The 25,695-nt window shown below is 45.8% G+C and carries 20 protein-coding genes; 13 read left to right on the top strand and 7 right to left on the bottom strand.

Going from position 1 to position 25,695, the window contains the following annotated elements:
- Positions 1-26 precede the first annotated feature (26 nt).
- From C8D85_RS09175 to C8D85_RS09190, 4 genes are all read left to right on the top strand, one after another.
- Positions 27-1,946: a TonB-dependent receptor domain-containing protein gene (locus C8D85_RS09175; protein WP_133561932.1), complete on the top strand. Its 1,920-nt coding sequence runs from the start codon at positions 27-29 to the stop codon at positions 1,944-1,946.
- Between the two features lie 218 nt (positions 1,947-2,164).
- Positions 2,165-3,181 carry an adenosine deaminase gene (locus tag C8D85_RS09180; protein WP_133561934.1) on the top strand — a complete coding sequence of 339 codons (1,017 nt, stop codon included), beginning with the start codon at positions 2,165-2,167 and terminating at the stop codon, positions 3,179-3,181.
- 174 nt (positions 3,182-3,355) lie between these two features.
- Positions 3,356-4,822: a subtype B tannase gene (locus C8D85_RS09185; RefSeq protein WP_133561936.1), complete on the top strand. Its 1,467-nt coding sequence runs from the start codon at positions 3,356-3,358 to the stop codon at positions 4,820-4,822.
- A 133-nt stretch (positions 4,823-4,955) separates the two neighbouring features.
- Positions 4,956-6,146 carry a leucine-rich repeat-containing protein kinase family protein gene (locus C8D85_RS09190; protein WP_133561938.1) on the top strand — a complete coding sequence of 397 codons (1,191 nt, stop codon included), beginning with the start codon at positions 4,956-4,958 and terminating at the stop codon, positions 6,144-6,146.
- Between the two features lie 109 nt (positions 6,147-6,255).
- Here the strand turns inward: C8D85_RS09190 and C8D85_RS09195 are convergent, their stop codons facing one another.
- The 4 genes from C8D85_RS09195 to C8D85_RS09210 all read right to left on the bottom strand — a co-directional run bounded on the left by C8D85_RS09195 (position 6,256) and on the right by C8D85_RS09210 (position 10,900).
- Positions 6,256-7,500, bottom strand: coding sequence for a saccharopine dehydrogenase family protein (locus C8D85_RS09195; RefSeq protein WP_133561939.1), 1,245 nt, complete (start codon positions 7,498-7,500; stop codon positions 6,256-6,258).
- A 35-nt stretch (positions 7,501-7,535) separates the two neighbouring features.
- Positions 7,536-8,633, bottom strand: a complete 1,098-nt coding sequence (gene nspC / locus C8D85_RS09200) for a carboxynorspermidine decarboxylase (protein WP_133561941.1) — start codon at positions 8,631-8,633, stop codon at positions 7,536-7,538.
- Between the two features lie 223 nt (positions 8,634-8,856).
- Positions 8,857-9,312 carry a PA2169 family four-helix-bundle protein gene (locus C8D85_RS09205; RefSeq protein ID WP_133561951.1) on the bottom strand — a complete coding sequence of 152 codons (456 nt, stop codon included), beginning with the start codon at positions 9,310-9,312 and terminating at the stop codon, positions 8,857-8,859.
- Positions 9,313-9,571: 259 nt separating this feature from the next.
- Positions 9,572-10,900 (bottom strand): aminotransferase class I/II-fold pyridoxal phosphate-dependent enzyme, encoded by a 1,329-nt coding sequence (locus C8D85_RS09210; protein ID WP_133561953.1) that lies wholly within the window; start codon positions 10,898-10,900, stop codon positions 9,572-9,574.
- A 426-nt stretch (positions 10,901-11,326) separates the two neighbouring features.
- Between C8D85_RS09210 and C8D85_RS18245 the strand changes: the two genes are divergently transcribed.
- From C8D85_RS18245 to C8D85_RS09250, 9 genes are all read left to right on the top strand, one after another.
- On the top strand, positions 11,327-11,731 hold the full coding sequence (locus C8D85_RS18245) for a protein tyrosine phosphatase family protein (protein ID WP_342353327.1): 405 nt from the start codon (positions 11,327-11,329) through the stop codon (positions 11,729-11,731).
- 15 nt (positions 11,732-11,746) lie between these two features.
- Positions 11,747-12,997, top strand: coding sequence for an NAD(P)/FAD-dependent oxidoreductase (locus C8D85_RS09215; RefSeq protein ID WP_342353328.1), 1,251 nt, complete (start codon positions 11,747-11,749; stop codon positions 12,995-12,997).
- A 164-nt stretch (positions 12,998-13,161) separates the two neighbouring features.
- A complete protein-coding gene (locus tag C8D85_RS09220; RefSeq protein WP_133561955.1) occupies positions 13,162-16,122 on the top strand; it encodes a bifunctional diguanylate cyclase/phosphodiesterase in 2,961 nt (986 codons plus the stop codon).
- Between the two features lie 29 nt (positions 16,123-16,151).
- Complete coding sequence (gene siaA / locus C8D85_RS09225) at positions 16,152-18,131, top strand: biofilm regulation protein phosphatase SiaA (RefSeq protein WP_133561957.1); 1,980 nt, start codon at positions 16,152-16,154, stop codon at positions 18,129-18,131.
- 22 nt (positions 18,132-18,153) lie between these two features.
- A complete protein-coding gene (siaB, locus tag C8D85_RS09230) occupies positions 18,154-18,690 on the top strand; it encodes a biofilm regulation protein kinase SiaB (protein WP_133561959.1) in 537 nt (178 codons plus the stop codon).
- A gap of 6 nt (positions 18,691-18,696) precedes the next feature.
- The gene (gene siaC / locus C8D85_RS09235; protein ID WP_280524921.1) at positions 18,697-19,080 is read left to right on the top strand and encodes a biofilm regulation phosphoprotein SiaC; all 384 of its coding nucleotides are present in this window, start codon (positions 18,697-18,699) and stop codon (positions 19,078-19,080) included.
- A complete protein-coding gene (locus tag C8D85_RS09240; protein WP_133561961.1) occupies positions 19,077-19,856 on the top strand; it encodes a diguanylate cyclase in 780 nt (259 codons plus the stop codon). The genes siaC and C8D85_RS09240 overlap by 4 nt, the downstream gene beginning before the upstream one ends.
- Before the next feature lie 117 nt (positions 19,857-19,973).
- Entirely contained in the window at positions 19,974-21,839 is a 1,866-nt protein-coding gene (locus tag C8D85_RS09245; protein ID WP_133561963.1) for a DUF294 nucleotidyltransferase-like domain-containing protein, read from the top strand.
- Positions 21,840-22,514 carry a 3'-5' exonuclease gene (locus C8D85_RS09250; RefSeq protein WP_133561965.1) on the top strand — a complete coding sequence of 225 codons (675 nt, stop codon included), beginning with the start codon at positions 21,840-21,842 and terminating at the stop codon, positions 22,512-22,514.
- Positions 22,515-22,530: 16 nt separating this feature from the next.
- Here the strand turns inward: C8D85_RS09250 and C8D85_RS09255 are convergent, their stop codons facing one another.
- From C8D85_RS09255 to C8D85_RS18075, 3 genes are all read right to left on the bottom strand, one after another.
- The gene (locus C8D85_RS09255; protein ID WP_133561967.1) at positions 22,531-23,331 is read right to left on the bottom strand and encodes a UDP-2,3-diacylglucosamine diphosphatase; all 801 of its coding nucleotides are present in this window, start codon (positions 23,329-23,331) and stop codon (positions 22,531-22,533) included.
- A gap of 83 nt (positions 23,332-23,414) precedes the next feature.
- Positions 23,415-25,202: a bifunctional diguanylate cyclase/phosphodiesterase gene (locus tag C8D85_RS09260; protein WP_133561969.1), complete on the bottom strand. Its 1,788-nt coding sequence runs from the start codon at positions 25,200-25,202 to the stop codon at positions 23,415-23,417.
- Between the two features lie 251 nt (positions 25,203-25,453).
- The gene (locus C8D85_RS18075) at positions 25,454-25,621 is read right to left on the bottom strand and encodes an RSP_7527 family protein (protein WP_162847564.1); all 168 of its coding nucleotides are present in this window, start codon (positions 25,619-25,621) and stop codon (positions 25,454-25,456) included.
- Positions 25,622-25,695: the final 74 nt, after the last annotated feature.

Consider the following 25,695-nt stretch of genomic DNA (forward strand, 5'->3'; position numbering starts at 1 on the left):
TAAAGCTTCTTCAAGGATAGCAATTCATGTTTACCAAGACCTCTCTCTCAATCGCTTTGCTTAGTACCCTGCCACTTTCTAGTGCAGTTATATCAGCAGAGCTAGATACGTTACTTGTAACAGCCACCTTAGCCTCACAAAAGTCCGAAGAGGCTCCTGCTTTCGCGACGGTCATCACGGCTGATGACATCCAGAAATCAGCGGTAAGTAGTGTGTCTGATTTACTACGTGAGACGGTCGGGGTGAATAATAGCACTGACACTGCAGGCAGGGACGAAGTCCAAATCCGTGGCTTAGATGGTGCTTACACGGTAATTTTAGTGAATGGAAAGCGTGTTTCTTCTAGTAGCGCTTTTGCTAAAGGCAGTGATGCAGACTTAAGCAGTGTTCCATTAAATTCTATAGAGAGAGTTGAAATTATTCGCGGACCAATGTCTGCTCTTTATGGCGCAGATGCTATCGGTGGGGTGGTAAATATCATTACTAAGCAGCCTTTAGATAATCACTGGGAGCGATCTGTGAGCGCAGGTCTTCGAATGATCGAATCGGGTGATGAGGGCGCTCAATATCGTTTAGGTGCGTCAGCTCAAGGGCCACTTAATGAGAAGCTAAAAGTCTCTGTCAGTGCTGAGGCGCTGCAACAGGACCCTTGGTTTGCAGAGTCTGGTGATGATGTATCACTGCGAGAGGAGCGTCAAACGAACAATCTAAACTCGACACTGTCTTGGCAAGCAACGGAGCAACAACAAGTCGATTTTGACTTTGGTTATAACAATGATGAAAGGCCGTATCAGGAATATGCTGAAGGGCGATACCGTAAACAAGAAATTACGCGTATCGACTTAGGCGTAACACATAAAGGTAGCTGGGACTGGGGTAATACAACAGCATTTATTAAACAAGAAAATAGTGATGTTTATGACTATAACTCAAGCTACCCAACCGCTGAGCACGATGGTCTTGAGCAGAACAATACTTACGCGAAAGCGTATGCTGACACAGTGCTTGGCGTGCATAGCTTACTAGCGGGTGTGGATTACAAGCTCGAAGAGGTGACAGATCCATACTTTCTAACCAATGGTACAGAGTCAACGGGGCAATATGGTGTATTCCTGCAAGATGGAATTGCCTTAACTGACGCCTTAAATTTAACCCTAAGTGGTCGTATGGACGATCATGAAATTTATGGCAGCAACTTTTCTCCGAAAGCTTACCTAGTGTTTGATGCCGGTGATGGGCTGACTTTTAAAGGTGGTGTTAGTAAAGCATTTAAAGCGCCTTCTATTGCACAATCGAACAGTAGTTATTCGCAGATTAGCTGTGGCGGCAGCTGTTACTTAAATGGTAACTCCGATCTTGAAGCTGAAACCAGCACTAGCTATGAGTTTGGTTTCGAGCTACGTAAATCGAGTTACGATGTGAGCGGTGCCATCTTTAGAAATAACATTGATAACATGATTTCAAGAACGGTGGACCGCTCAACTACTCCGATTACGGTTCAATGGGTCAATGTCAATAAAGCGATGACACAAGGCTTGGAATTGTCCTCAACGATTGATCTTAGTGAAAACCTAATGGCGACGGTTAACTACACTTATTTAGATACAGAGTCAGAAGATGAAAGTGGCAATGTAACAGAGCTGACGGGGCGCGCTAAACATCAGGCTATGATTGGCTTGGATCATCAAACCACGGATCGTGTCGCTACCTTCCTGAACCTAAATTACATATCAGGTATGAAAGGAACTGATGACAACTATGACATTAAAACATTGCCATCATACTACCGTGCAGACATTGGCCTGATTGCAGATGTTACGAATGACTTAGTGATTCGTGCAGGCATTAAAAACCTAAATGATGTTCGTTTGGACAAGGAAGACTCGGACTTCGCAACATTTGAATTAGGTCGTAGTTATTACGTTAGTGCAAACCTGAGTTTCTAACTTTAGCTCTTTCCCCTGAGTTTTTTATGCCTTTTAAGCCGGCTGTATTTCACATCCGGCTTTTTTTATTTGCTTTCACGGCAAGCTTTTTGCTTTAAAATAACAAGTTAACCAAACAGTTAAGTTTCTAAAATAGTGATCCGTTGCTAATTTTTAGGAAGTAGATAGTAAAAAGTGACAGCTTTCCATTGAGTAAAGCATTGAGTAAGGGGAGAGACATGACCAGCTCTGAAGCATTATTAGATTTGGCAATGAAGATGCCAAAGGCGGAGCTGCATTTGCATATTGAAGGCACGTTCGAGCCAGAGCAGATGTTCGCCATCGCCCAACGTAACCAAGTTGTGCTGAAGTACAACTCAGTGGAAGAGTTAAAAGAAGCCTACCAATTCGAGAACCTGCAGGACTTCTTGGATCTGTATTACCAAGGTATGTCGGTGCTGCTTAAAGAGCAGGATTTTTACGATTTAACCATGGCATATCTAAAGCGTGTGCACGAAGACAATGTAGTGCATGTCGAGATTTTCTTTGACCCTCAAGGGCACTTAAGCCGCGGTGTAAGCTTTGAAACACAAATCAAAGGCATCTATGGCGCACTAAAAGATGCCGAACGTGATTTAGGTATCACATTCAAACTGATCATGTCGTTCTTACGACACTTAGATGAAGCCAGTGCGTTTGAAACCTTGGAACTGGCTAAACCGTTCTTGGAGTGGATCGATGGTGTTGGATTGGATAGCTCAGAAGTGGGTCATCCGCCGGTGAAGTTTGAAAACGTGTTCCGCGAGTGTAAGGCACTCGGTTTACCTGTGACAGCTCATGCAGGGGAAGAGGGGCCGCCAGAGTATGTTTGGCAAGCGCTGGATGTGATCGGTGTGGATCGCATTGACCATGGTAACCGTGCGCTAGAAGACGAAGACCTGATCGCGACCATTAAACACAAAGGCCTGACTTTAACCGTTTGCCCATTGTCGAACCTTAAGCTTTGTGTGGTGGATACGTTAGAGGACCACCCAATTCGCACCATGCTGCGTTATGGCTTAAATGCAACCGTGAACTCGGATGACCCAGCGTATTTTGGTGGTTATATGAATGATAACTTTGCTGCGTTAGTAAAGGATACAGGGATCAGCAAAGATGAATTATACGCCTTAGCCTGCAATGCCTTTGAAGGTAGCTGGTTGGATAGCAAGAGTAAGCAGCAGCATTTGATGACCCTTAAATCATTGTTTGCTTAACTGTAATGCTCTGTAATAAATCGAATTAGCCTCTTTTAAGAGGCTTTTTTGTGTCCGATAGCCAAGTAAAAAGCACCTAGCTTGCAAGGTTTACTTAGCTTTACTTTCGCTGTTGCTCATTCGAAAAGTGAGTTTGCTATGATCAATAGGTTAAATTGATTAGGTCAACGAACGATGAAAGCGCTTATTTTAACTTGTTGCAGTAGTGCAGCATTGATTCTTAGTGGTGGCGTACAGGCGGATGTCATGGGACTAGAATTCAACTCTGATCATTATGAAAGTAAAACCATTGAATATGATGGACAGTCGATCCAGTACCGAGCTTATGAAAGCATTCCATATGTGACCAAGCCGGTTGTTAGCGACTATCAGGTGATGAACATTTACATCCCTGAAGCGTATTTTCAGGGTGGCAGTATTCAAGGTTATCAGGCAGACACCGCTCCTATTTTCTTACCTAATCAGGTAGGTGGATACATGCCGGGTAAAGCCATGGTGGTCGGGACAAATGATCGCACAGGGCAAGCCAATTCTGCGCTGGTAGCATTGTCTAAAGGCCTTGTTGTGGCGGCTCCTGCGGCAAGGGGACGAACGAATCAAACGGCTGATGGACGATGGGCTGGTAAAGCGCCTGCAGCCATTGTCGACTTAAAAGCGGCTGTGCGATATTTACATTTCAATGATGGCGTGATGCCGGGTGATGCAAATAAAATCGTCTCAAATGGCACCAGTGCGGGTGGCGCTTTATCTGCCTTATTGGGAGCAAGCGCTGATAGCACCGATTACGACATCTATTTAACGGCATTGGGAGCTGCGCCCGGCTCTGATGCGATTTGGGCTGTCTCTGCTTATTGTCCAATCACTAACCTAGAGCATGCGGACATGGCGTATGAGTGGCAGTTTAATGGTTACAATGATTACCAGAAAATGAACATATCGATGTTGGACTACCAAGTGAAACGCGAGCTGGTCGCGGGGACATTAACGGAGGAAGAACAACAGGTGTCTGATCAGCTGAAGCCTTTGTTCCCTGAGTATGTTAACAGTCTAGGTCTGAAAGATTCTTCGGGTCATCCTTTGACGTTAGATCAAGCCGGAAATGGTTCATTTAAAGACGCGGTGGTGACTCACATCCAAGTATCAGCTCAAAGTGCACTAGAAAAAGGTCAGGATTTATCTAGCTTTGAGTTCGTCACCATTGATCAAGGGCGCGTCACTGCTATTGATTGGGATAAATATCGCAGCTATGCAGTGCGTCAGAAGCTACCGCCTGCGTTTGACGCGCTGGATCTAAGTGCTGGTGAAAACAATCTATTTGGTAATGCATTAACGGATAATCAGCACTTCACTGAATTCTCTACGCAACACAGCACCGTGGCGGCTAAGCAAGTAAGTGAAGGCACTGTTAAGCTCATGAACCCAATGAATTATATTGGCACTTCAGATGCTCAAACGGCATCACATTGGCGCATCCGTGTGGGCACAAAGGACCGAGATACTTCATTAGCGATTTCAGCTGTCCTTGCAGCGAAGCTTGAGAACACCGGCCATGATGTAGACTACTTTATGCCTTGGGATGTCCCACACAGTGGTGATTATGATCTAGATGAATTGTTTGCCTGGATCAAGTCCATTCAATAACTCATGTCTCTGAGTGTTGCCTCAATGCCCCTTCGCTGGGGCATTTTTCTTGCTAAGAAGTATGTCTATACCACGAGCAAGTTCTGGCATAATGCCTACTCAATTTTAATCGCAAACGAGGTAAGTCAGAGTCGTGCATACTTTAGAACAGCTACGTAATGGAGCGTTACAGGGGGTTAAGCGTCTCCAGTTGAGTGCTGATTTAAGCGTTTTTCCTGAAGAGATATTTACTCTGGCGGACTCTTTAGAAGTTCTGGATCTGTCGAATAATCGCTTGAGTGATCTTCCTGAAGATTTAACGCGGCTGAAGAATCTGAAAATCTTGTTTGCATCGAATAACTGCTTTTCTCATGTGCCCGATGTGCTGGGGCAGATGCCTAAGCTAGAGATGATCGGTTTTAAGCATAATCAGATTCAGACAGTATCGGAAACGTGTTTGCCCAAACAAACTCGTTGGCTCATTTTAACGGATAATGCCATCAAATCACTGCCGGAAAGCATCGGTTCACTAACTCGACTAGAGAAGTGTGCTTTGGCCGGTAATCAAATTCCAGCTCTTCCAGACTCATTCGCCCAGCTGAAAAATCTTGGCTTACTGCGCATTTCAGCGAATGCTTTAGCCGAGTTTCCAGATGTGCTGCTTGATCTACCAAAACTCGCTTGGCTGGCATTTTCGGGTAACCCGTTTTGCCCCGCTCAAGATGAGCACTTGGAGTTTGTTCAGGTGCACTCTGCAGATGTTTTGCTTCACGAAGTATTAGGGATGGGGGCATCTGGGCTGATTTCTCGTGCCACATGGCAGAACAATGTAAACGGTTTTGCTGAGCAAGTAGCGGTAAAGGTGTTCAAAGGAGAAGTGACCAGTGACGGCTTCCCAGCAGATGAGTTAGACGCTTGTTTGACCGTCGGAGAGCATGAGAATTTAGTGAAACCGTTGGCGCACATTCACGAGCCAAATTACTCGGCTTTAGTGATGGACCTGATTCCGTCTGACTACTACAACTTAGGACAGCCGCCGAGCTTGGAAACGTGTACTCGTGACACCTTTACCCAAGGGCAAGCGTTTAGTTCAGATCAGGCTGAGTTCATCATTGCGCAAATGCGCGATCTGTTCGCGCACTTAGAAAGCAAGCAAGTTAGCCATGGGGATTTATACGCTCATAATGTACTGATTAATCCAGCAGGACATATTCTATTTGGTGACTTTGGCGCTGCGTCTAAATATCACAATCTAACGGCTCAACAACAAGAGGGCGTTCGAGCGATTGAACGCCGCGCGTTAGCGTATTTCGAGGAAGATATCCGCGGACTTGTGACGGCTTGATGGGGCTGGTGATACTGTCTACATAAAAAACACATAGAAAGCACATAAAAAAGCCCAGCAACTGCTGGGCTTTTTAAGATGACGAATACGCTATTTTCTTTTACAAAGATTATGCGTTGTATTCGAAAGGACGGTCGCCGTCTTCGTCTTGGATGCGAGTTGGTAGACCCATCTCGTTCAAAAGACCTAGGAATGGGCGAGGGTCTAGTTGCTCAACGTTACGCATTTCTGCACAGTCCCAAGTGCCGTTTGCAACAAGGATTGCCGCTGCAACCGGTGGAACGCCGGCTGTGTAAGAGATACCTTGGCTGCCCACTTCGTTGTAAGCGTCTTTGTGATCAGCAACGTTGTAGATGAAGACTTCTTTCTCTACACCGTCTTTGATGCCTTTCACTTTGTCACCGATACACGTGTTACCTGTGTAGTCTGGTGCTAGAGAAGATGGATCAGGAAGTACTGCTTTCACCACTTTAAGCGGTACAACTTCTAGACCTTCAGCTGTTTTAACTGGCTGCTCTGACAATAGACCTAGGCTCTTCAATACGGTGAAAACGTTGATGTAATGCTCACCAAAGCCCATCCAGAAACGTACGTTTGGCACGTCTAGGTTTTGTGAAATTGAGTGCACTTCGTCGTGACCACTCATGTAAGACGTTTGCTTACCTACCACAGGTAGGTCATCAGTACGGCTTACTTCAAACATTTTGTTGACGTTCCACTCGCGATTCTGCCAAGAGTACACAACACCGGTAAATTCACGGAAGTTGATTTCTGGGTCGAAGTTAGTCGCGAAGTACTTGCCATGACTACCTGCGTTGATATCGATGATGTCGATGTCACTTACGCTGTCGAAGTAGTGATTGTACGCAAGAGCTGCGTAGGCGTTTACAACACCTGGATCAAAACCTACACCCAAAATCGCTGTGATGCCTTTTTCTTTGCAGGCTTCGCGGCGTTTCCATTCGTAGTTTGCGTACCATGGTGGGGTTTCACAAATTTTCGTTGGATCTTCGTGGATCGCTGTGTCTAAGTAAGCAACGCCTGCTTCCATACATGCTTCAAGAACAGACATGTTGATGAAGGCAGAACCTACGTTGATGACGATCTCAGAGTTGGTTTCTTTGATCAGTTTAACCGTCGCGGCAACATCTAGAGCGTCAAGAGCATATGCCTGAATGCGGCCCTCAACCTTCATAGCGCCTTTTTCGTGGACACTGGCAACGATATCTTCGCATTTCGCAACGCTGCGTGAGGCAATGGCGATATCGCCCAGTGTGTCATTGTGTTGGGCGCATTTGTGAGCCACAACGCGTGCAACCCCTCCGGCACCGATAATCAGTACGTTCTTTTTCATGGTATTACTATCTCCAGTGTTGAAATGATGCAGCCTTAGGAAAGGTTGTGCATAAAGTCGTCGTAGTCAAATTCGCGCACCAGTTCAATGGTACCGTCTAATTGTTTCACCGCGATGGATGGCATTTTGACGCCGTTAAACCAGTTTTTCTTCACCATGGTGTAGCCTGCCGCATCTTCTATGGAGATACGATCACCGACTTTGAGTTCATGGTTGAATTTAAATTCGCCAAAGATATCGCCCGCCAGACAAGACTTACCGCAAATCATGTATTCATGATCGCCGTCGCATGGGGTCATGCGAGCGTTTTCACGGTAAATCAAAAGATCCAGCATATGGGCTTCGATTGAGCTGTCGACAATGGCTAAGTTTTTGCCATTGTACAAAGTGTCCAATACGGTCACTTCAAGGGTAGTACTCTTCGTGATCGAGGCTTCACCTGGTTCTAGATAAACTTGGACACCGTACTTGTCTGAGAAGGCTTTTAATCGGGCACAGAATTGGTCGATTGGGTAGCCTTCACCAGTGAAGTGAATGCCGCCACCTAGGCTGATCCACTGCATCTTCTCGATTAGGTAGCCAAAGCGTTCTTCGATCAAGGTGAGCATTTCGTCAAAACGATCAAAATTATTGTTCTCACAGTTGTTGTGGAACATAAAGCCTGAGATGTCATCGATCACGCTTTCAATGCGTTTTGGGTCCCATTCGCCAAGGCGACTAAATGGGCGAGCAGGATCTGCGATGATGAACTCAGAAGTACTAACTTGTGGGTTTACGCGTAGACCGCGAGTTTTGTCTTGGCTCGCTTCTTTAAAGCGCTCAAATTGACCAATGGTGTTGAAGATGATTTTGTCGCTGTTTTCCAGCACTTCTTCGATTTCATTGTCTGCATAGGCCACGCTGTAGGCATGAGTTTCACCAGCAAACTTTTGCTTGCCCAGTTTGACTTCATACAACGAGGATGAGGTCGTGCCATCCATGTACTCTTGCATCAGGTCAAATACCGACCAAGTAGCAAAGCACTTCAAGGCCAACAGTGATTTTGCGCCGGAGTGTTCGCGCACGTAAGCGATCTTCTCTAAATTCTTTAGCAGTTTCGCTTTATCAATGAGGTAGTAAGGTGTCTGTAACATGGCGGTCAGCCCCGTCGTTGAAAAGGCGGTATTCTAGTAGAAAGGTATTCTGGTGACTAGCGCGAAACGTGCGAATTTTAGACATTTTTACAGGGCATTTGCGGCAAAAATGCATCGAAGATGGCTAATCGCTTTTTGTTAGTCTAATGTGTATTTTGATACAGAAAAACGGCCTCGATGGAGGCCGTTTTTGCGATTCAATTTAAGCACTAACTAAATAGCTTTAATGAGTCGTCATTTGTAGAGCTTTCATCTCATCATGACACTCTCGCATTCGAGCTTGGACCGCACGTAAAGCTCGCTCGCAACCAGATGGCTGATCGAGTTTGAGTGCCTCGTCAAGCTCCTCAAGCACCTTGTCTTCGACCTCTTCTAATTGGTCAACGTAAGTATGTTCAGTGGAAGCCTTAGTGACTTTATCCAATAATTTAGTGTAAGCCTGACGTGCTTCCACTTCTAAATTAGAGCCTTCTTCAATATGACCTTTCTCTGCAATCGCGAATGGCTGTAACTCGCTGACGGCAGCTTCTTTCGCTTCGATCATTTTGTTAAACATGCGTTCTATACGAGGGCTGTCTACTTCCTGTTTGGCTTTTTCGTAGAATTCAATACCACCATTCATGACTTTGATAATGTCTGCCACATGTTTCGTTTCAATTGCTTGTGTGTGGTTTTGCATCGTTCTCTCCTTTCATTCGTCCAATCTTAGTTAAGTCGAGAAGACGTTTCGCAACGTGTTAGCTATTAGGTTTGATGGTGCAGGCTGAGTTTTCAAGCATTATCGAAAGACTGCACGCTTACTACACGTTAGCTATTCATTGTTCGCATAATTGTCAGAAAAATAGACAGTATTTGGTGGTTTCTTACGTCATTCAGATGGGCGAAAGGATGAAGAAGGGCTTCACTGAATTATGAGTGAAGCCCTGTTTGATCAGCTGTTATCGAGGGAATCGCTTTTCAAAAGCCGCTAAGCGATATTCAAGGTCAGCAAGTTGCTCGTCACGTACTTGAGAAACGCAGGCGCGCGCCCCATGAATCTGCTCAGAGCCGGTATTGGCTAGGGAAATGGCACTGATGCCGTGGTAAAGCAGCGCGGTCAGTAATTCATCGCCGCTCATATCTGGGTAAGCAAAGGTGAAGTAAAAACCGTCGCTTAAGGGCTCACCATTGTCATTGTCGTAGACGATTTTAAAGCCGTGTTCGACGAAGAGCTGTTTCATTTTTGCTGCACGGGCTTCATACACTTGCGTCATATTTAGGAAGGGAAGCGTACCGTCGTTAGCCGCTTTGAGCATGGCGGCTAAACCGTATTGTGTTGAATGCGTGACACCTGAAGACAAGCCATGCAGCGCACCAAAAACCATGGCTTTACCAAATTGCTCATTACCCAATGTTGCTTTAAGTGTTGGGAAGCTGCGTTTAAATAACGCCTCAGAAATCACCATGCTACCAATTCGCTGGCCAGCGTAACTGAAAACTTTAGAGCTGGAGATCAGCAGTGCATATTGATCCGTGTAGTGAGCGATTGACGGTTGATAAGGTGCTTGTCCAGGAATCGAATAGTCTGAGCGGTAATCCATACCGAAGTAGGCTAAATCTTCGATTACGATCACGTCGTATTTTTTCGTCACCTCGGCAATGATTTGGAGTTCTTGATGATCAAAGCAAATCCAAGCAGGGTTGTTCGGGTTGGAGTACAGTAATGTTGTGTACTGACCAGTTGATAGGTGTTCTTCTAGGGCGTCTCTCAGCGCTTCGCCACGATAATTGTACACATCAAAGCTGCCCCATTTCTGGTTGATCATCGCCAGCTGACGCTTTTGATTAGGAAAGCCTGGATCAATAAATAATGTGCCGCCTTGCTCGCGAATGCGGTTACCAACCAGAAACATAGCGAGAGCACCTTGTGCAGCACCGACCGTCGGGAAACAGGTCTCAGGGGAAACTTCTAGGTTTAAGAACTGCTTGCAGAAACGGCTAATTTCCTGCTTTAAGCTCGGAACGCCTTCGATCATCGGGTACTTTGAGCCCACGCCACTCTGCAGTGCTTGTGCTTCTGCCGCGATGCCTATTTCTGGCGCTGGAAGACCTGGAACTCCCATTTCCATGCGAATGTAGTGATCTCCTGTGCGCTGCTCAATTTTATTGACCAGCGAGACCAACTCGCGAATGCCGGCTTTTGCCATGGACGGAATACCAGCTTCGTGGATGGCGTTAAAAACTGTTTCTGCGTGAATCGGAGTATCAGCATAAGGTACGTGTGACATAGGGCTATTTCTTACTTTAGGGATGACTCCTTGAGCCTATCGTTAAATGAAATGCGAGAGGAATAGTTTCTTTTTAGGGGGGCTATAGTAAGAGCTGCTAGAACTAGGCTGGGGTTGTTTGGTTTATTTGGATTGATTTCTAACTTATTGAAATATAGTTATATTTTCAAAACCCTGATTGCTTAAAGCATTGCTTGGTATGTCATTTATGTATGATTTCAACAGAAAAAATCGTATCGGTTTGCTTGCTTAAAATCGCTGCGAAAATGCTTTCAGTCTTTGAAAATACTTACGATACGTATTGTGAATTTGATTGAGGATGTTCTAATATAATAATTTATATAGTTATAAGGTTATTCGAAAAAGTAATTAAATGGCTTTACACCATCCTATTTAATAAAAATGAGAGCACCATTGGAGAGTTTCATGAAACCCATAACAGAGAGCTTCTTCGTATCAGAACAGATTCACCCCGAAGATATTCCAGCGTTAGCCGAAGCAGGCATTTCACATTTGATTTGCAACCGTCCTGATCATGAAGCAGATGAGCAGCCGTTGAGTGAAACCCTTCAAGAAGTCGCTCAGCAACATGGGATGTCATTTACGTTTCTCCCTATTGCGCCTGGCCAGTTTCATGATGCCGATGTGGCGAAGTTTAAGGATGCTATCACCAGCACCGGAAATACATTGGCTTTCTGCCGAACAGGAACACGAAGCTTATCTCTGTGGGTATTGGCAAATCCAGACCAGATGACGACATCGAAGTTACTGCAACTCAGCGAAACTGCGGGTTACAACATGACTGCTTTAATTGATCGAGTCGCACAATAGTGTAGGAGGTTAGCCATGCAAAATTTTCAACATGATGTGGTCATAGTCGGTGCTGGAGCGGGTGGTGTAGCAGTTGCAGCCAGTTTGCTTAAGCGCAGAGCAAATTTAAATATCGCATTGATTGATCCTGCAACGGAGCATTCATACCAGCCAGGTTGGACTTTGGTTGGCGGTGGTGTGTTTAAGCAGTCGCAAACGCGTCGCCCAATGTCTTCTGTGATCCCTAATGGTGTCAAACATTACTCTGAAGCAGCGGATACGTTCCAGCCTGATGAAAACTCTGTCACATTAGCTAATGGTCAAGTTATTTCCTACAAGGCTCTCGTCGTCTCACCGGGTCTTAAATTAAACTGGGAAGCCATTCCTGGGCTAAAAGAAACACTCGGTAAAAATGGTGTGACGTCGAATTACCAATGGGAAACGGCACCATACACTTGGCAAAACGTACAGCAGTTGAAGAAAGGTAAAGCGATTTTTACGCAGCCTCCAATGCCCATTAAATGTGCCGGTGCCCCGCAAAAAGCCATGTACTTGTCATGCAGTGAGTGGCTTAGCCAAGGAGTACTGGGGGATATCGACGTCGAATTTTGTAATGCTGGGGGCGTATTGTTTGGTGTGGCGGACTATGTACCAGCGCTCATGTCATACATTGAAAAGTATCGTATTCAGCTAAATCTGAATCAGACGTTGATCGCGGTAGACGGTGAACAGCAAGTTGCGACCTTCGAAGTCACCAACGCTCAAGGTGAGAAAGAGCAAATAGAAAAGTCCTTTGATATGTTACATGTCTGCCCACCACAGTGTGCTCTAGATTTTATCAAACATAGTCCACTGGCAGATGACGCTGGGTGGGTCGATGTTTACCCTGATACACTGCAGCATAAAAAATACAACAATGTGTTTGGTCTAGGTGATGGTACCAACACACCTAACGCTAAAACCGCGGCAGCGGCGAGGGCGCAGGCCCCTGTTGTTGCTGAAAACGTATTATCCGTTTTGGTACAGCAATCCCCTCGAGCTTTATATGACGGTTACGGCTCTTGTCCGCTGACGGTCGAACGCGGCAAGATCGTATTGGCTGAGTTCGTGTACGGTGGCAAAGTGAAACCAAGTTTTCCAAATTGGCTGATTGATGGCACTAAACCTTCCTACTTAGCTTGGTTGTTGAAAGAGAAAAGTTTGCCTTGGGTATATTGGGAGGGAATGCTAAAAGGTCGTGAGTGGCTGGTGTCGCCTGTCATATCTAATACACCTCCCGCACGTTAGTCCTTATGGCTTCTCCATAATAGGCTGATTTAATAGGTTATGGAGAAGCGGATTGCTCAATAAACTTTGAAATATCAAAGTTGTACTAAGCTTGTTATGATCTTACCCTAATTTTAATGTTGCCCAGGGATGGCCAATAACAAAGTAGAGTAACACGACTAATTATGAGTGATTCTCCATCCAACAAGACCAGTCGGAGCACCTTTACTTACAGTGCCATTGTTTTTTTCGTGGTATTTTTTATCGGTGTGTCTGCGTCGTTTGTTTGGCAAAACCAGCAAAATCATATCCAGCGCACGCAAGCCCACGCATTGGCGCAGACCTATTCCTACCAATTACGCAGTGTATTGGACCACAACTTATCAGGTATCTATTCTCTCGCAGCGCTAGTCCACGAATTTGGTGGCTTCACTCGCTGGTTCCCTCAAGTGGCGGAATCGTTACATCAACTTTATCCCGAAGTGAATAACTTTGCTTTGTCGCCAAATGGTATTGTCGAGCAAGTTTATCCGTTGGCTGGCAATGAGCAGGCGATAGGTTTTAATCAACTGATGGACATCGAGCAAGGCACCGATGCTTGGGTGACCTTGCAACAACAAAAGTTAATACTATCTGGCCCCGTCAATTTAGTACAAGGTGGTCAGGGGCTTGTGGCTCGCTATCCCATTACTCTTGAGGACAGAAATGAAGGACCAGAGCAGTTCTGGGGGTTCAGTAATGTGGTTATCCGTGTGGATGCTCTACTGAAAAGCGCTCAATTCCAAGCATTGGTAGAACAAGGCTTCGCCTACCGTTTAGATAGGGTAGATTTGGAAACACCTCTCGTCATTTCTGAAAATAATGCAGAAGCTTTAGTGGAGCCAGTCGTCATTGAAATGAGCCTGCCAGGTGTACGTTGGCGCTTAGCGCTGGCACCTGAAAGTGGTTGGTTTCCGGCACACTTATGGCTTGTTTATGGCATAGCTTGCATTGGTGTTGCGGGCTTAGTGGCGCGCTTTGTCTTTATGGGACTGCGCATAAAAGAGCAAAAAGAACTTTTAGCCATCTTATTGACAGAGCAAACAGAGCATGCAAACGCATCAGATGACCGTCTTAACCGGACGCTGATGGCGATTCCTGACCCTCTTCTAGAGATCTCTCAGACTGGGTGTGTGGTCAATGCACGGATGCCGAATGATGAATCAGAGCTCGCGGATTACTTCAAAGAAGGCGAGTCTTTTAAAGCACATTTGCCCGAATCCGTGATTGAAGTATTTGAGTTTGTTTTCCAAGAAGTACTACGATCCGAGACTTTAAGTCATCGTGGCGCCGTATTTTGCTTATCAATAAACGATGTACGACATCTATGGTTTGAGATGTCTGTTGTATTTCAAGCATCCCCAAGAAGTGGCGAATCTGGAAACTATGTTGTGCTCCTACGTGATATTAGCATTCGACATGAGTCGGAGCAGCAACTACGTATTGCAGCCACTGCGTTTGAAACGCAAGATGGCATGTTGATCAGTGACCAACATAACCGAATTATTAAAGTGAACCAAGCATTCCAAAAGATCTCCGGATACAGTGAAAGTGAAGTCATTGGTCAAACTCCCTCTATTTTGCAATCAGGCAGGCATGACAAAGCGTTTTATGAAGGCATGTTTGAACAGCTGACTAACAAAGGAACATGGGAAGGTGAGGTTTGGAATAAGCGTAAAAACGGTGAGATCTATCCTGAGTGGTTAAGTATCTCAACGGTACAGGATTTTCAAGGGCTAGTGAGTCACTACGTGGCGACCTTCAAGGATATTTCTGAGCGCAAAGCCTCTGAACGCCAAATTCGACAACTAAATTATTATGACAGTCTTACTCGTCTTGCTAATAGAACGTTATTGCTTGAAGAGATGATGTTCTATGTCCAAGAGAAGAGCTTGAGGTCACTTCAAAGCGTGGTGCTCTTTATTGATCTTGACCACTTCAAAGACGTGAATGATGTTTGGGGGCACAATACAGGCGATCAACTGCTTCAACAGGTTGCAGCGCGATTAACGGAAGCGACCAGAGCGCAAGACATCGTTGCTCGTTTTGGTGGCGATGAGTTTTTGATTCTGCTAGAGCCTGTCGATATCTCTAGCAATGCAGATCGTGCTCTTTATCGCGCTAGCCATGTGGCGGAGAAGATATTTAAAGCGTTCGAGCGGCCGTTCTCTTTGAACCAAATGGACTACCAAATTAGCGCCAGTATTGGTCTTGCGGTGTTTGATGAGCAGTGCCATGACCCGCTAGAGGTTATTAAGCAAGCTGAGCTGGCAATGTATGAGGCGAAATCTTTAGGGCGTTCTCGTTATTGCTTCTATCAAACCGGTATGCAAGAGCGAGTATTAGAGCGAGTTCAGCTAGAGAGCGATTTGCGACAAGCTTTGGTAAACGGCGAATTTACCTTACATGTTCAACCCCAGTGGAATGCTCAGCGAAGTATGGTTGGTGCTGAGGCCTTACTGCGCTGGCAGCACCCTGAGCGAGGTATCGTATCACCAGGTGTCTTTATTCCTCTCGCAGAAGAGTCACGGCTTATATTACCGATTGGCGAGTGGGTGCTAAGAACGGCTTGTCAATGGCTTTCTGAATGGCGTTTCAATGAGTCAATGAGTGACTTTATTTTGTCGGTAAACGTAAGTGCCGTACAGTTTTCACAAGAGGACTTTGTGCAACAGGTACAAAGGATTCTAAGTGAATACGATGTTGTGGCTGGCTCATTGCAGTTGGAATTGACCGAGAGCATGTTAGCTCACGACCAGCAGGATATCATAACCAAGATGAGTGAACTAAAAGCACTTGGAGTACAGATCTCGCTGGATGACTTTGGTACAGGATATTCCTCATTGAGCTACTTGCATCAATTGCCTATCGATCAACTCAAGATTGACCAATCGTTTGTAGCCAATATTGAGCAGGGCGAAAAAAATGCCTCACTAGCTGAGTCCATCATCAGTCTTGGCCACAATTTAGGCATGGAAGTCATTGCGGAAGGCGTGGAAACAGAGGTGCAATTTAATTGGCTTGCTGAGCAAGGTTGTGATTTATTCCAAGGTTTCGGCTTGGCTAAGCCGATGAGCATTACAGAACTATTAGACAGCCTAAAATAAGGGCGCAAACTATTAAAAGGAACATAACCTTGGCACGCTGGGGATTACGCTGGAAATCATTATTAGTGCTGATACTCGCAGGAGTGATCGCAAGTTTTATCGCACTGACATTGGGATGGTATGTGGTGGCTGAAGGGCGTCAGTACTCCGCTAAAACCTATTCTGAGAACTATACAGAGCTTAACTATCAAAAGATTCTTGCACCTATGTCTCGCGAGTTAGCGTTAGCTAAGCGTTTAGCTCAATTAGGGACTGTTGAGACCTGGTTTGCAGACCCAGAAAATCAAGTCAACAAAGAGGCGGCTCTGTATGATATCAATGCCTTTAAGCAAGCGTTTGAAGATGGGGCTATTTTCTTTGCAACGGATAAAGACCTCGCTTATTACTATTACGATGAGCATTTGCCGGTAGACGGCGACCCGCAGTACCACCTTGATGCAAATGTGGAAGCAAATAAGTGGTATTTCTTAACTCGAAACCAAACTGCTCCCTATAACATTAATGTGGATTTAAATGAGCAACTTCATAAAACGAAGATCTGGATTAATGTACTCGTAAAGCATCAAGGAGAGTTTTTAGGATTAGCCGGGACAGGCTTTGAACTCGGGCGCTTTATTGAAAACTTTACCTCGTCTCCTCAGCCTGGTGTACAACCTTTTGTTATCAATGCAGATACTTTAAAAATAGAAGCCCACTCTAATAGTGGCTTGGTGTCTATCGGCGGTATGGGCAGCGCCCGCGAAGATGGCATCACGATTATGGGGCTTGTAGAGGATGCCGAGCCTTTACAGCGCGCCATTGCTCAAGCGAAAAGCGGTACAGAAGTTGTGACGTTGCGTACTCGGATTTCCGGAGAGCCTTATGTTTTGTCTATGCGCTATATGCCAGACCTAAACTGGCTGGTTGCCACAAGTGTCAATCTAAACGAAGTTCGATTACTCAATACTGATCTGATTATGGCGGTAGGTATTGTTTTCGCTGTACTGCTGATGGTTGTTTTGATTCTCTTTGGTTTTGCTGTTGACCGTCTGGTGTTGCAGCCACTACGCCAGTTGCAGCAGTCGGCTAAGGCCATTTCTCAAGGCTCTTATGAAGTTCGTTTGCCAGTCAAATACGACGATGAAATTGGTGACCTGAGCCGTACGTTTAACACCATGGCCCAGCAAGTAGCTTCACATACTGCAGAATTGGAGTCTCGTGTTAAAGCCCGCACCCAAGAGTTAGAACAAAGCAATGCGCAGATCAAAGAAGCCAATCGTAAAATAGGCGACTCTATTGATTACGCTAGCCTGATACAAAAAGCCATTTTACCTGACCGACAGATGCAGCAGTTTTTAGGTGAGCATCACAGTGTGGTATGGCGTCCTCGCGATATTGTGGGTGGGGACTTCTATGTCTTTCACACCAACAGTGAAGGGTGCTTATTGGGTATTGTTGATTGTGCGGGGCATGGTGTGCCAGGCGCATTGATGACCATGCTGATGCGAGCGGCGATTGATAAAGCCGTGAATGAATTAGGGATCTCTGACCCAGCTAAACTGCTTTATTCTATTGATCAAACAGTGCGCTCGATGTTGCATGAAGAGAATGTATCGAATCAGGTCGCGACGAATGCCGATGTTGGCTTGGTGTATATTCACCAAGAGGGTGATACTTTACGCTTTAGTGGTGCGAAAATTGCTTTATACGCCAGCGATGGACAAGTTGTTGAGAAGCATCAAGGATGCCGTCGTGCGATTGGTGATCGCAAGGTGGGCGAGTACATGAACCAGGACTTGCCGCTGTCTGGTTGGACTTATTATATGACTACTGATGGCTACTTAGATCAAGCCGGTGGTGATAAACAGTTTGGCTTTGGCAATAAGCGTTTTGAGTCATTATTGCTTGAGAATGCCCAACGTCCTTTATCTCAGCAAACTGCTCGTTTTGCTGAAGCCTTAGATGACTACATGGGTGACTTACCTCAGCGGGATGACATCACTTTGTTATCTTTCCGTTTTGAACAGTAAGTCAACGAAAAAAGGAGGTAGAATGTTAGTGTCTGACCTTTACGAGTTAAGAGAGCGTTTTGACGATGAGAAGATATTGTTGTGCTTTAACGGGCCTATTTCTCGTAGTTTGATAGAAGAAATTGGTAATGCACTACGCAATTACTTAAAAAGTGAACAGGCCTCACCCGCTTCTGCCATTGATGTGTTTGCGGTGTACATTGAGCTAACGCAAAATATTCGCCATTATGCTCTTAAATCAGGGCTAACAGGTGCTGATATGGCAACGGTTGTGGTGAGCTTTCGCGATGGCCATTATCATATTTCTGCGGGCAACTTGGTACGCTTGAAAGATGGCGAATCCGTACAGTCTGCTGTCAATGCGTTGGCTGGATTGGATAAAACAGAACTGAAAAAACGCTACAAAGAGCAACTGCGCAAACCGCGTGATGAACAAGCGACGACCGGAGCAGGCTTAGGGTTAATTGATATGGCTCGCAAGGCAACTGCACCGGTACAAGCTTCGCTGAAACCCCTTGCTAACGATACCGGCTATTTAAGCTTGAGTGTTCAAATTTGAGTAACAATGAGTATGAATGATCTAAAAATTGTATCCACCCAATCTACGCCACTGATTGAAACGGACAGTGCACGCGGCGTTATTTACATGGAAGGTGATTCTTATCCCGAAAACTCATTTGAGTTTTACTCAGAATTAGTGGCGTGGGTAACGCGCTATTTAAAAGATAATGAGCGTCCGCTTGTGGTTGAATTAGCACTACTGTATCTGAACACCAGTAGTATAAAGGTTATGATGGATATTTTTGACGAACTCGAAGAAGCCCATCAGCAAGGCCGCGAAGTCAAAGTGAACTGGCGCTACGATGCCGATAATGAGCGTGTAGCAGAATTGGCGGAAGAATTTAAAGAAGACTGTAGTTTTAGCTTTAATATTATAGGTCAAGAATGAAGTCAGATATCAAAGCGCTAGAACAGCGTGTTGTCAGTGCATTAGCCGATAATCACAATTTAGAGCACCCGCTTTATGACGTATTGGACGAGCTTTGGCAGTACAATCAGAATCAATGGTCTCGGATTGAACAAATGATTCGCGTCTCTGATTCTTACCAAGACATGATTCTCCAACGGGAGAAAACGCTAGGTGAGCGCTTTGATAAACACTTAAGACAGCTTGAGAAAATTACTCGTATTTCCGACCGTTATCAGACTGCTTTACGAGAAGCGAATTTAGAGCTTGAACAAGCCTCTTATATTGATGCGCTAACAGGCCTACCTAACCGCCGTAAAATGTTACGTCGCCTAAAAACCGAATTTGAAATGCGCCCAGAGTCATTGTGTTTAGCGATGATCGATATTGACCACTTTAAGCGAATCAATGACGAGTTTGGCCACTTGATGGGCGATGATGTGCTGGTTTCGGTCGGTAATCTTATTGAACATACAGTCGGTGAACTAGGACATATTGCCCGTTGGGGTGGGGAAGAGTTTCTTGTCATCTTCTCTCAGGCTGGGCAGCTAGAAGTGGAGCGGTGTTTGGAGCAGCTTGCCAAAGTCATTCGTGAAGCTCGTTTTGACAGCGGAGAAGGCATTAGTATACGTACCACCATTAGTATCGGTAAATCTCATTACCAAACGGGCGATACTATTGATGCTTTGATCACACGTGCTGACAATGCATTATATCAAGCCAAAAATTCGGGACGAGATCGCGTAGTGTTTGGTTAATTTGGCCTTTATTGTCCTAGGTCGTCATACCTTAGTCTAAATTACGGCATTGAGGTGGTCAGTCTCCTCATGCCGTCGTATCTTTAAGCCATAACAATAATACAGGGACACGGTTTTATGGCTGCCATCGACATTCCAGAGGTACTCAAGTTTATTGACAGTACCCCACCATTCTCTAGCCTGACGCAAATACAGCAGAAACAGCTTCTAACAGGCGTTGCATTAACCTATGCAAGGCAAGGGGAAAAGCTCACCCTACAGGGCGAGCAAGCTACTTTACATCTGATTCGTCGTGGTGCCTGTGAAATACGCTCAGCTCAGGGTGGGTTGGTTGATAAACTGTCTGATGGCGATTGTTTTGGCGTATCGACCGTTTTAGAGCAAAACCCTGACGGCCTGCAAGTGGTCGTCCTTGAAGACAGTTTAATCTATCGCTTTCAAAAGCAAGGTTTTCAAAGCCTGTTGCAAGAAGACGAAGACTTCGCTTTGTTCTTTGCCCACACCCGCAGCAGTCGCCTAAGAAAATTGTCACGGGCTCACGCAACAGATCTTGCGACACCTGCGCTGCAACTCTCTACCCCTCTTAGTCAAATTATGGCACGGACATTAATCAGCGCCAGCACTCAGGATACGGTTCAACAAGCCGCTGCGGTCATGACAGAAGCGCGAGTGAGCTCGATACTTGTACTAGAGCAGAATAAGCTTGCGGGCATTGTCACGGATCGAGACTTGCGTTCAAGGGTGTTGGCGGTGGGGGCATCAGCGGAGCTGCCTCTGCATGAGATCATGACGCGCCATCCTGCCACCATTGATGAGCACAGCCTAGTGATGCATGCGCAAACGCTGATGAGTGAGAAAAATATCCATCATCTTCCTGTCGTGAGTAAAGAGGATATTCCTGTTGGGATGATCACAGCGGCGGATTTGCTGCGTCATCAAGAGCTGAGTCCATTGCTGTTGATTAATCAGATCAATCGTCAATTAGATGTGGCTTCTCTCAAAAAAGTCTGTGCTCAGCTGAATACTTTGATCGTCAATTTGATCCTAACGGATATGAAAACCACAGATATAGGTAGTGTGATTGCGGCGATCAGCGACAGTTTAACTCGCCGATTGTTAGAGCTGGGCATGGCAGCATTAGGGCCTGCACCATTACCATTCCAATTTTTGGTGTTTGGATCTCAGGCACGTAAAGATCAATCCCTTGGCAGTGATCAAGACAATGGCATGATGCTCTCACGCACACCCAATGAGCAAGAAGCGCAGTACTTTTCTGAGTTAGCAACGTTTGTCTGTGAAGGTTTAGCCCAATGCGGCATTCGCACTTGTCCTGGAGACATTATGGCGTCCAATCCTAAGTGGCGCATGACGCAAGAGGGCTGGCAGCAGGCGTTCGCAAACTGGGTTGAAGCGAGTTCACCCTCGGCGTTACTGAACGCCAGTATTTTCTTTGATATTCGCTGCGTGTATGGCGATGCGACACCGGTACAAGAAGTGATTGAGTCGATGCAGGCACGGGTGGCGAAGTCTTCCTTATTCTTGGCGACGTTAACGCGAGCTGCCACTGTTTCAAAGCCTCCGTTAGGTTTTTTTAGAAACTTCCTATTGGAATCATCTGGCGAGCATAAACATCAATTAGACCTGAAGCATCAGGGGCTGGCATTGATTAATGATTTGGCTCGTATTTATGGTTTAGGGTGCCAGCGTTATCGCATCAGTACCAAAGAGCGCCTAGAACAGGCCGCGCGCGAGAAGCTGATGGGGCTCGATATAGCGCGCAACTTAATGGACGCTTGGGATGAGCTCAATGAGCTGCGTCTACAAGCCCAGCGACAACATTGGCAAAACTCTGGAGAGCCTAGTGCTTATTTAGATCCCAGTGAATTGAGTTCTCTTGAGCGTAAGCACCTTAAATCGACGTTTGCCATCATTGCTGATGGGCAGTCTGCAGCACTGCAACGCTTTGCTCGAGGTTATGCCTAAATGCCAACACGCTTACTCAATGCCTTTGAACGTTGGCGCAGTCATCGAGACAGCAAAAGCTTGCCTTGGTATGAACATTCTTATTTTGTCTTAGACATGGAAACCACGGGGCTTGATCCGAAAAATCATCAGGTAGTGAGTCTAGGCTGGGTGTTGGTAGAACAGGGAAGTATTCAACTGGATACGGCACAGCACCTATTGTTGGACTCTGCTCAGATAGACGATGTCAGTGTCGGGATTCATATGATCACTGATCGAGATGTTCTAGAGCAAGGTCGACGCCATGCCAGTGTACTGCGCTATTTACGACAGATCATGAAAGATAAGGTGTTGGTTGTGCACTACTCGCCTTTGGAACTGGGTTTTCTCAAGTCTCTGTGGCAAACACAGCCCATGCCGGCGTTGGCTTTTGACTGGATTGATACAATGCAAATAGAGGTGCAGCGACGAGCCAGAGCGCAAGAGGTGATTGCTGAAGGCGGTTTTCGCCTCCCGGCCTGTCGAGAACGCTATGGATTGCCAGATTATCAAGGTCACGATGCGTTAACCGATGCCATGGCCACGGCGGAGTTATTGCTCGCTCAGACGGCGCACTACAATCACCATGACCCCAGCTTGCAAGAGCTGATCAAGCTTGGGGGTGGACGTATGCGTCTTTCCTCGACGGAAAAGTAGGTCTAGAGCCACTATCTCAAGCGATAACTGGATTGGTGGCTTCTAAGGTTTCGTGCTCTGGTTCTTCGGCTAACCAGCAAGGTTGCTCAGACCAATGCAGTAACTGTAGCGTGCCAGAGTCGTGCTCCACTAAAGCGGTACAGTGTTCAACCCAATCGCCATCGTTGCAATACAGCACGTCGGCTTGTTTTTGAAAACGCGCGAAGTGAATGTGCCCACCAATGTAGCCATCGAGCTTTTTATTGCGTGCGGTTTTGATGGCGGCACTTTCGAAGCGAGTGATGAACTCCTGTGCTTTGCTCACATGTTGTTTCAGATAGCCTGCAAAAGACCAGTAGGGCAAGCCTAGCATACGACGTGCTTTGTTAATGTAGCGATTAAGAGCCAACATCAGGCCATGAGCTTTATCGCCAATGGCTAGCATAATAGGACTAACTTTCACCATTTGATCGAACTCATCTCCATGACTGACTAGGAAACGGCGTCCATCGGCGGTGGTATGAATGGCTTGCTGTTCTAAAGAAACTCCCGATAGAGTTTGCCCGCAGAACTGGCGAAAAAAAGCATCGTGGTTACCGGGGATATACACCACTTTTGTGCCACACTGAGCCAATTGTAAAATACGGCGTATCACCTGTTGTTGAACATCGTTGAAATAGGCTCGCTTACGCATTTCGATGAGGTCAAATATATCGCCGACTAAATAGAGCGTTTGGGTATCAACTTGATTAAGGAAATCCAGTAAGTGCTCGGCTTGGCAAGACTTTGTACCAAGGTGTACATCGGAAATAAAGACCGCTCGAAATTGTGTGTTCATGCCTGCGTCCTCTTTAGGTAGTCAGTTTAGGCTAGAGGCTAAAGATGACGCTTTTGTGAAGTCTATATGTCCATATGATGAGACTAACTGCAGCAGCGAGCCTGCTCCATCGGGATATCTTCTTCGTAATAGTATTGATAGGGTTGCTGATAGATCTGATTGCCTCCCCGCTGCTTGGCAGACTTTTTCGCTTGCGCTGCCAGCTCTGCGACGAAGTGGTGACTGTCACATACTTTAGGGTTTGGGTTAACCACACCAATGGCCAAACTTAGAAGGTCGAAAAATCTATGCTCTCCATCACGGCTCTTGGTCCAGATACCACCCTCTATAAGTTCCTGATCTTCATAGAACTGCGTCACCTCAGAGGCAAAACGTTCTAGAATGAGATGGCATTTTTGACACCAGTCTTCTTCACTAAAGATCACCACAAAATCATCCCCGCCCACATGACCAATGAAGTTATCATCCGTGTTTGCAACGCTGCGCAGAATGCTCCCCACCAGCTGAATCACAGCATCCCCTTTGGCGTAACCAAAGTAGTCGTTGAATGGCTTGAAATTATTGAGGTCGAAGTAAGCAACGTAGAAATCTTGTTCGGCGAGCAAGCGACGATTGATTTCATGATTAATAGGGACATTACCCGGCAGCAATGTTAGCGGGTTGGAATAGGTGGCATTTTGGATCTTTAGCTCTGTGATGCGTTTCAGCAGGTCTTTTAAATGACCAATGCCCAAATAGAGCCCTTCTTTAACAATTAAGATTTCGTTGTTCAGCAAGTCTGCTTCTTGATCGGTGAACATAGTAGAAACGCTGGAGAGTGAAACGGTGCTTTCTACGATGAATACTTCAGTGGAAGCTATCGCAATGGCTGGTTTATTTTCATACAGCGCTCGACCGTAGGGTGTCGAGAACAGCTCATGCAGTGCGTGACGACGAATGATGCCGATTGGCTTGCCATTTTCTAATACGGGTAAAGCAAACACATCTTTGTTTTTCTTAAACAACTGCGCGACGTCCGTTAGAGGTCGTGTACTTTCAATAAAAATAGAGGGACGACAAAGGGTTTGTACCGTCTCCCCATGTTGATTATGGAAACGTCGACGCTGCGACGCTTGATTAATCAAATACTCATGTGGCTCGGTAAATGGCAGGGCATTGGGTTTTTGTAGGAAAAAGCCTTGGCCATAACGAACCCCTAACTCTAGTAATTGGTCGAGCTCTTGTTGGTGTTCAATGCCTTCCGCAATCAAAGAGCAGCGTAAGCGCTGGGCAATATTAATAATGGAGCGCACGAACTCGCGTTTAACTTGGTCACGGTCGATGCCTTCGATAAAGTGTTTATCCAGCTTGACAATGTTCGGCCGCAGTTCTGACCACAAGCGTAATCCGGAATAACCAGCACCTAAGTCATCAATGGCGACTTGGAAGCCCATTTGTCGATAATGCTCGACACTTTGGTGAGACAGACCGTTTTGATCGTACGGATGCTGTTCAGACAGCTCGATGACGATATTGCTTTGACTAATACCCAGCTCTTTGAGAATGGCCAATGTCATGCCTTTTTGGTGGTCTGGAGAGCTGAGTAATGACGCGCTGACGTTTAAAAACAGTAAACCGGGTAGTTGTAATTCGGCGAAACGTGAAATGGCGCGTTCACGACACAAAAGCTCCAGTTCGTGAAGGCGTCCTTGTGCTTGTGCAAAAGGAAAGAGCACATCTGGTTTAAATAATTCCGTGTTTTCAGGGCCACGTGACAGGGCTTCATAACCATATATATGGCCCGTGGTTAGGTCATATATGGGTTGAAACAGAGGGGTGATGAGTCCTTCCTCTAGTATCTGATCTAAAAGTGTAGCGCTGTCTAGTTCCATGGCTGCATGACCACCGTATAAATTGTAACGGTTTGTTATGGTATGAACGAATGATGACAGTTATATGACAAGTTCTCGTTTGGATTGAGAAACCAGTATGAGGCAGATCATGAAAAAGAGAAGGAATGGTAAGCAGGAAATAGAAAGCGGAGAGAGAATGCTTGAGCAAACAGGGCGGTCGTTATCCTGATCGGCTTGTTGTTTTTACTGTGCGATCAGTAACGAACTCTGGCCAAAGCCAGTTGCGGTGCTTAGTGAGCTGGGTTGCCCTGAAGCGTCGTTGTACGGTTGTTTGATTTGAATGCAGCCTTGATGCGAGCAACAAAAGCTTTCATAGCAGCAGCAACGTATACACGGCGAAGCTCGTAAGCGCGTTCTACGTAGTAGTCAGTATCTAAGTTGTCGATTGAGTTGTTCATAATGTTCTCCTATGGAATGTCTTTCGATGTATAAATAGTAAACAGACAGCGAACACTAAACAAACGATCAATTT

It is taken from the genome of Marinomonas communis (assembly GCF_004363305.1).
Classification (GTDB): domain Bacteria; phylum Pseudomonadota; class Gammaproteobacteria; order Pseudomonadales; family Marinomonadaceae; genus Marinomonas; species Marinomonas communis.

Bases quoted from the DNA above. Each gene is read 5' to 3' on its own strand.
- C8D85_RS09175 (WP_133561932.1), top strand. From the start codon at position 27: ATGTTTACCAAGACCTCTCTCTCAATCGCTTTGCTTAGTACCCTGCCA.
- C8D85_RS09180 (WP_133561934.1), top strand. From the start codon at position 2,165: ATGACCAGCTCTGAAGCATTATTAGATTTGGCAATGAAGATGCCAAAG.
- C8D85_RS09185 (WP_133561936.1), top strand. From the start codon at position 3,356: ATGAAAGCGCTTATTTTAACTTGTTGCAGTAGTGCAGCATTGATTCTT.
- C8D85_RS09195 (WP_133561939.1), bottom strand. From the start codon at position 7,500: ATGAAAAAGAACGTACTGATTATCGGTGCCGGAGGGGTTGCACGCGTT.
- nspC (WP_133561941.1), bottom strand. From the start codon at position 8,633: ATGTTACAGACACCTTACTACCTCATTGATAAAGCGAAACTGCTAAAG.
- C8D85_RS09205 (WP_133561951.1), bottom strand. From the start codon at position 9,312: ATGCAAAACCACACACAAGCAATTGAAACGAAACATGTGGCAGACATT.
- C8D85_RS09210 (WP_133561953.1), bottom strand. From the start codon at position 10,900: ATGTCACACGTACCTTATGCTGATACTCCGATTCACGCAGAAACAGTT.
- C8D85_RS18245 (WP_342353327.1), top strand. From the start codon at position 11,327: ATGAAACCCATAACAGAGAGCTTCTTCGTATCAGAACAGATTCACCCC.
- C8D85_RS09215 (WP_342353328.1), top strand. From the start codon at position 11,747: ATGCAAAATTTTCAACATGATGTGGTCATAGTCGGTGCTGGAGCGGGT.
- C8D85_RS09220 (WP_133561955.1), top strand. From the start codon at position 13,162: ATGAGTGATTCTCCATCCAACAAGACCAGTCGGAGCACCTTTACTTAC.
- siaB (WP_133561959.1), top strand. From the start codon at position 18,154: ATGTTAGTGTCTGACCTTTACGAGTTAAGAGAGCGTTTTGACGATGAG.
- siaC (WP_280524921.1), top strand. From the start codon at position 18,697: ATGAGTATGAATGATCTAAAAATTGTATCCACCCAATCTACGCCACTG.
- C8D85_RS09240 (WP_133561961.1), top strand. From the start codon at position 19,077: ATGAAGTCAGATATCAAAGCGCTAGAACAGCGTGTTGTCAGTGCATTA.
- C8D85_RS09245 (WP_133561963.1), top strand. From the start codon at position 19,974: ATGGCTGCCATCGACATTCCAGAGGTACTCAAGTTTATTGACAGTACC.
- C8D85_RS09250 (WP_133561965.1), top strand. From the start codon at position 21,840: ATGCCAACACGCTTACTCAATGCCTTTGAACGTTGGCGCAGTCATCGA.
- C8D85_RS09255 (WP_133561967.1), bottom strand. From the start codon at position 23,331: ATGAACACACAATTTCGAGCGGTCTTTATTTCCGATGTACACCTTGGT.
- C8D85_RS09260 (WP_133561969.1), bottom strand. From the start codon at position 25,202: ATGGAACTAGACAGCGCTACACTTTTAGATCAGATACTAGAGGAAGGA.
- C8D85_RS18075 (WP_162847564.1), bottom strand. From the start codon at position 25,621: ATGAACAACTCAATCGACAACTTAGATACTGACTACTACGTAGAACGC.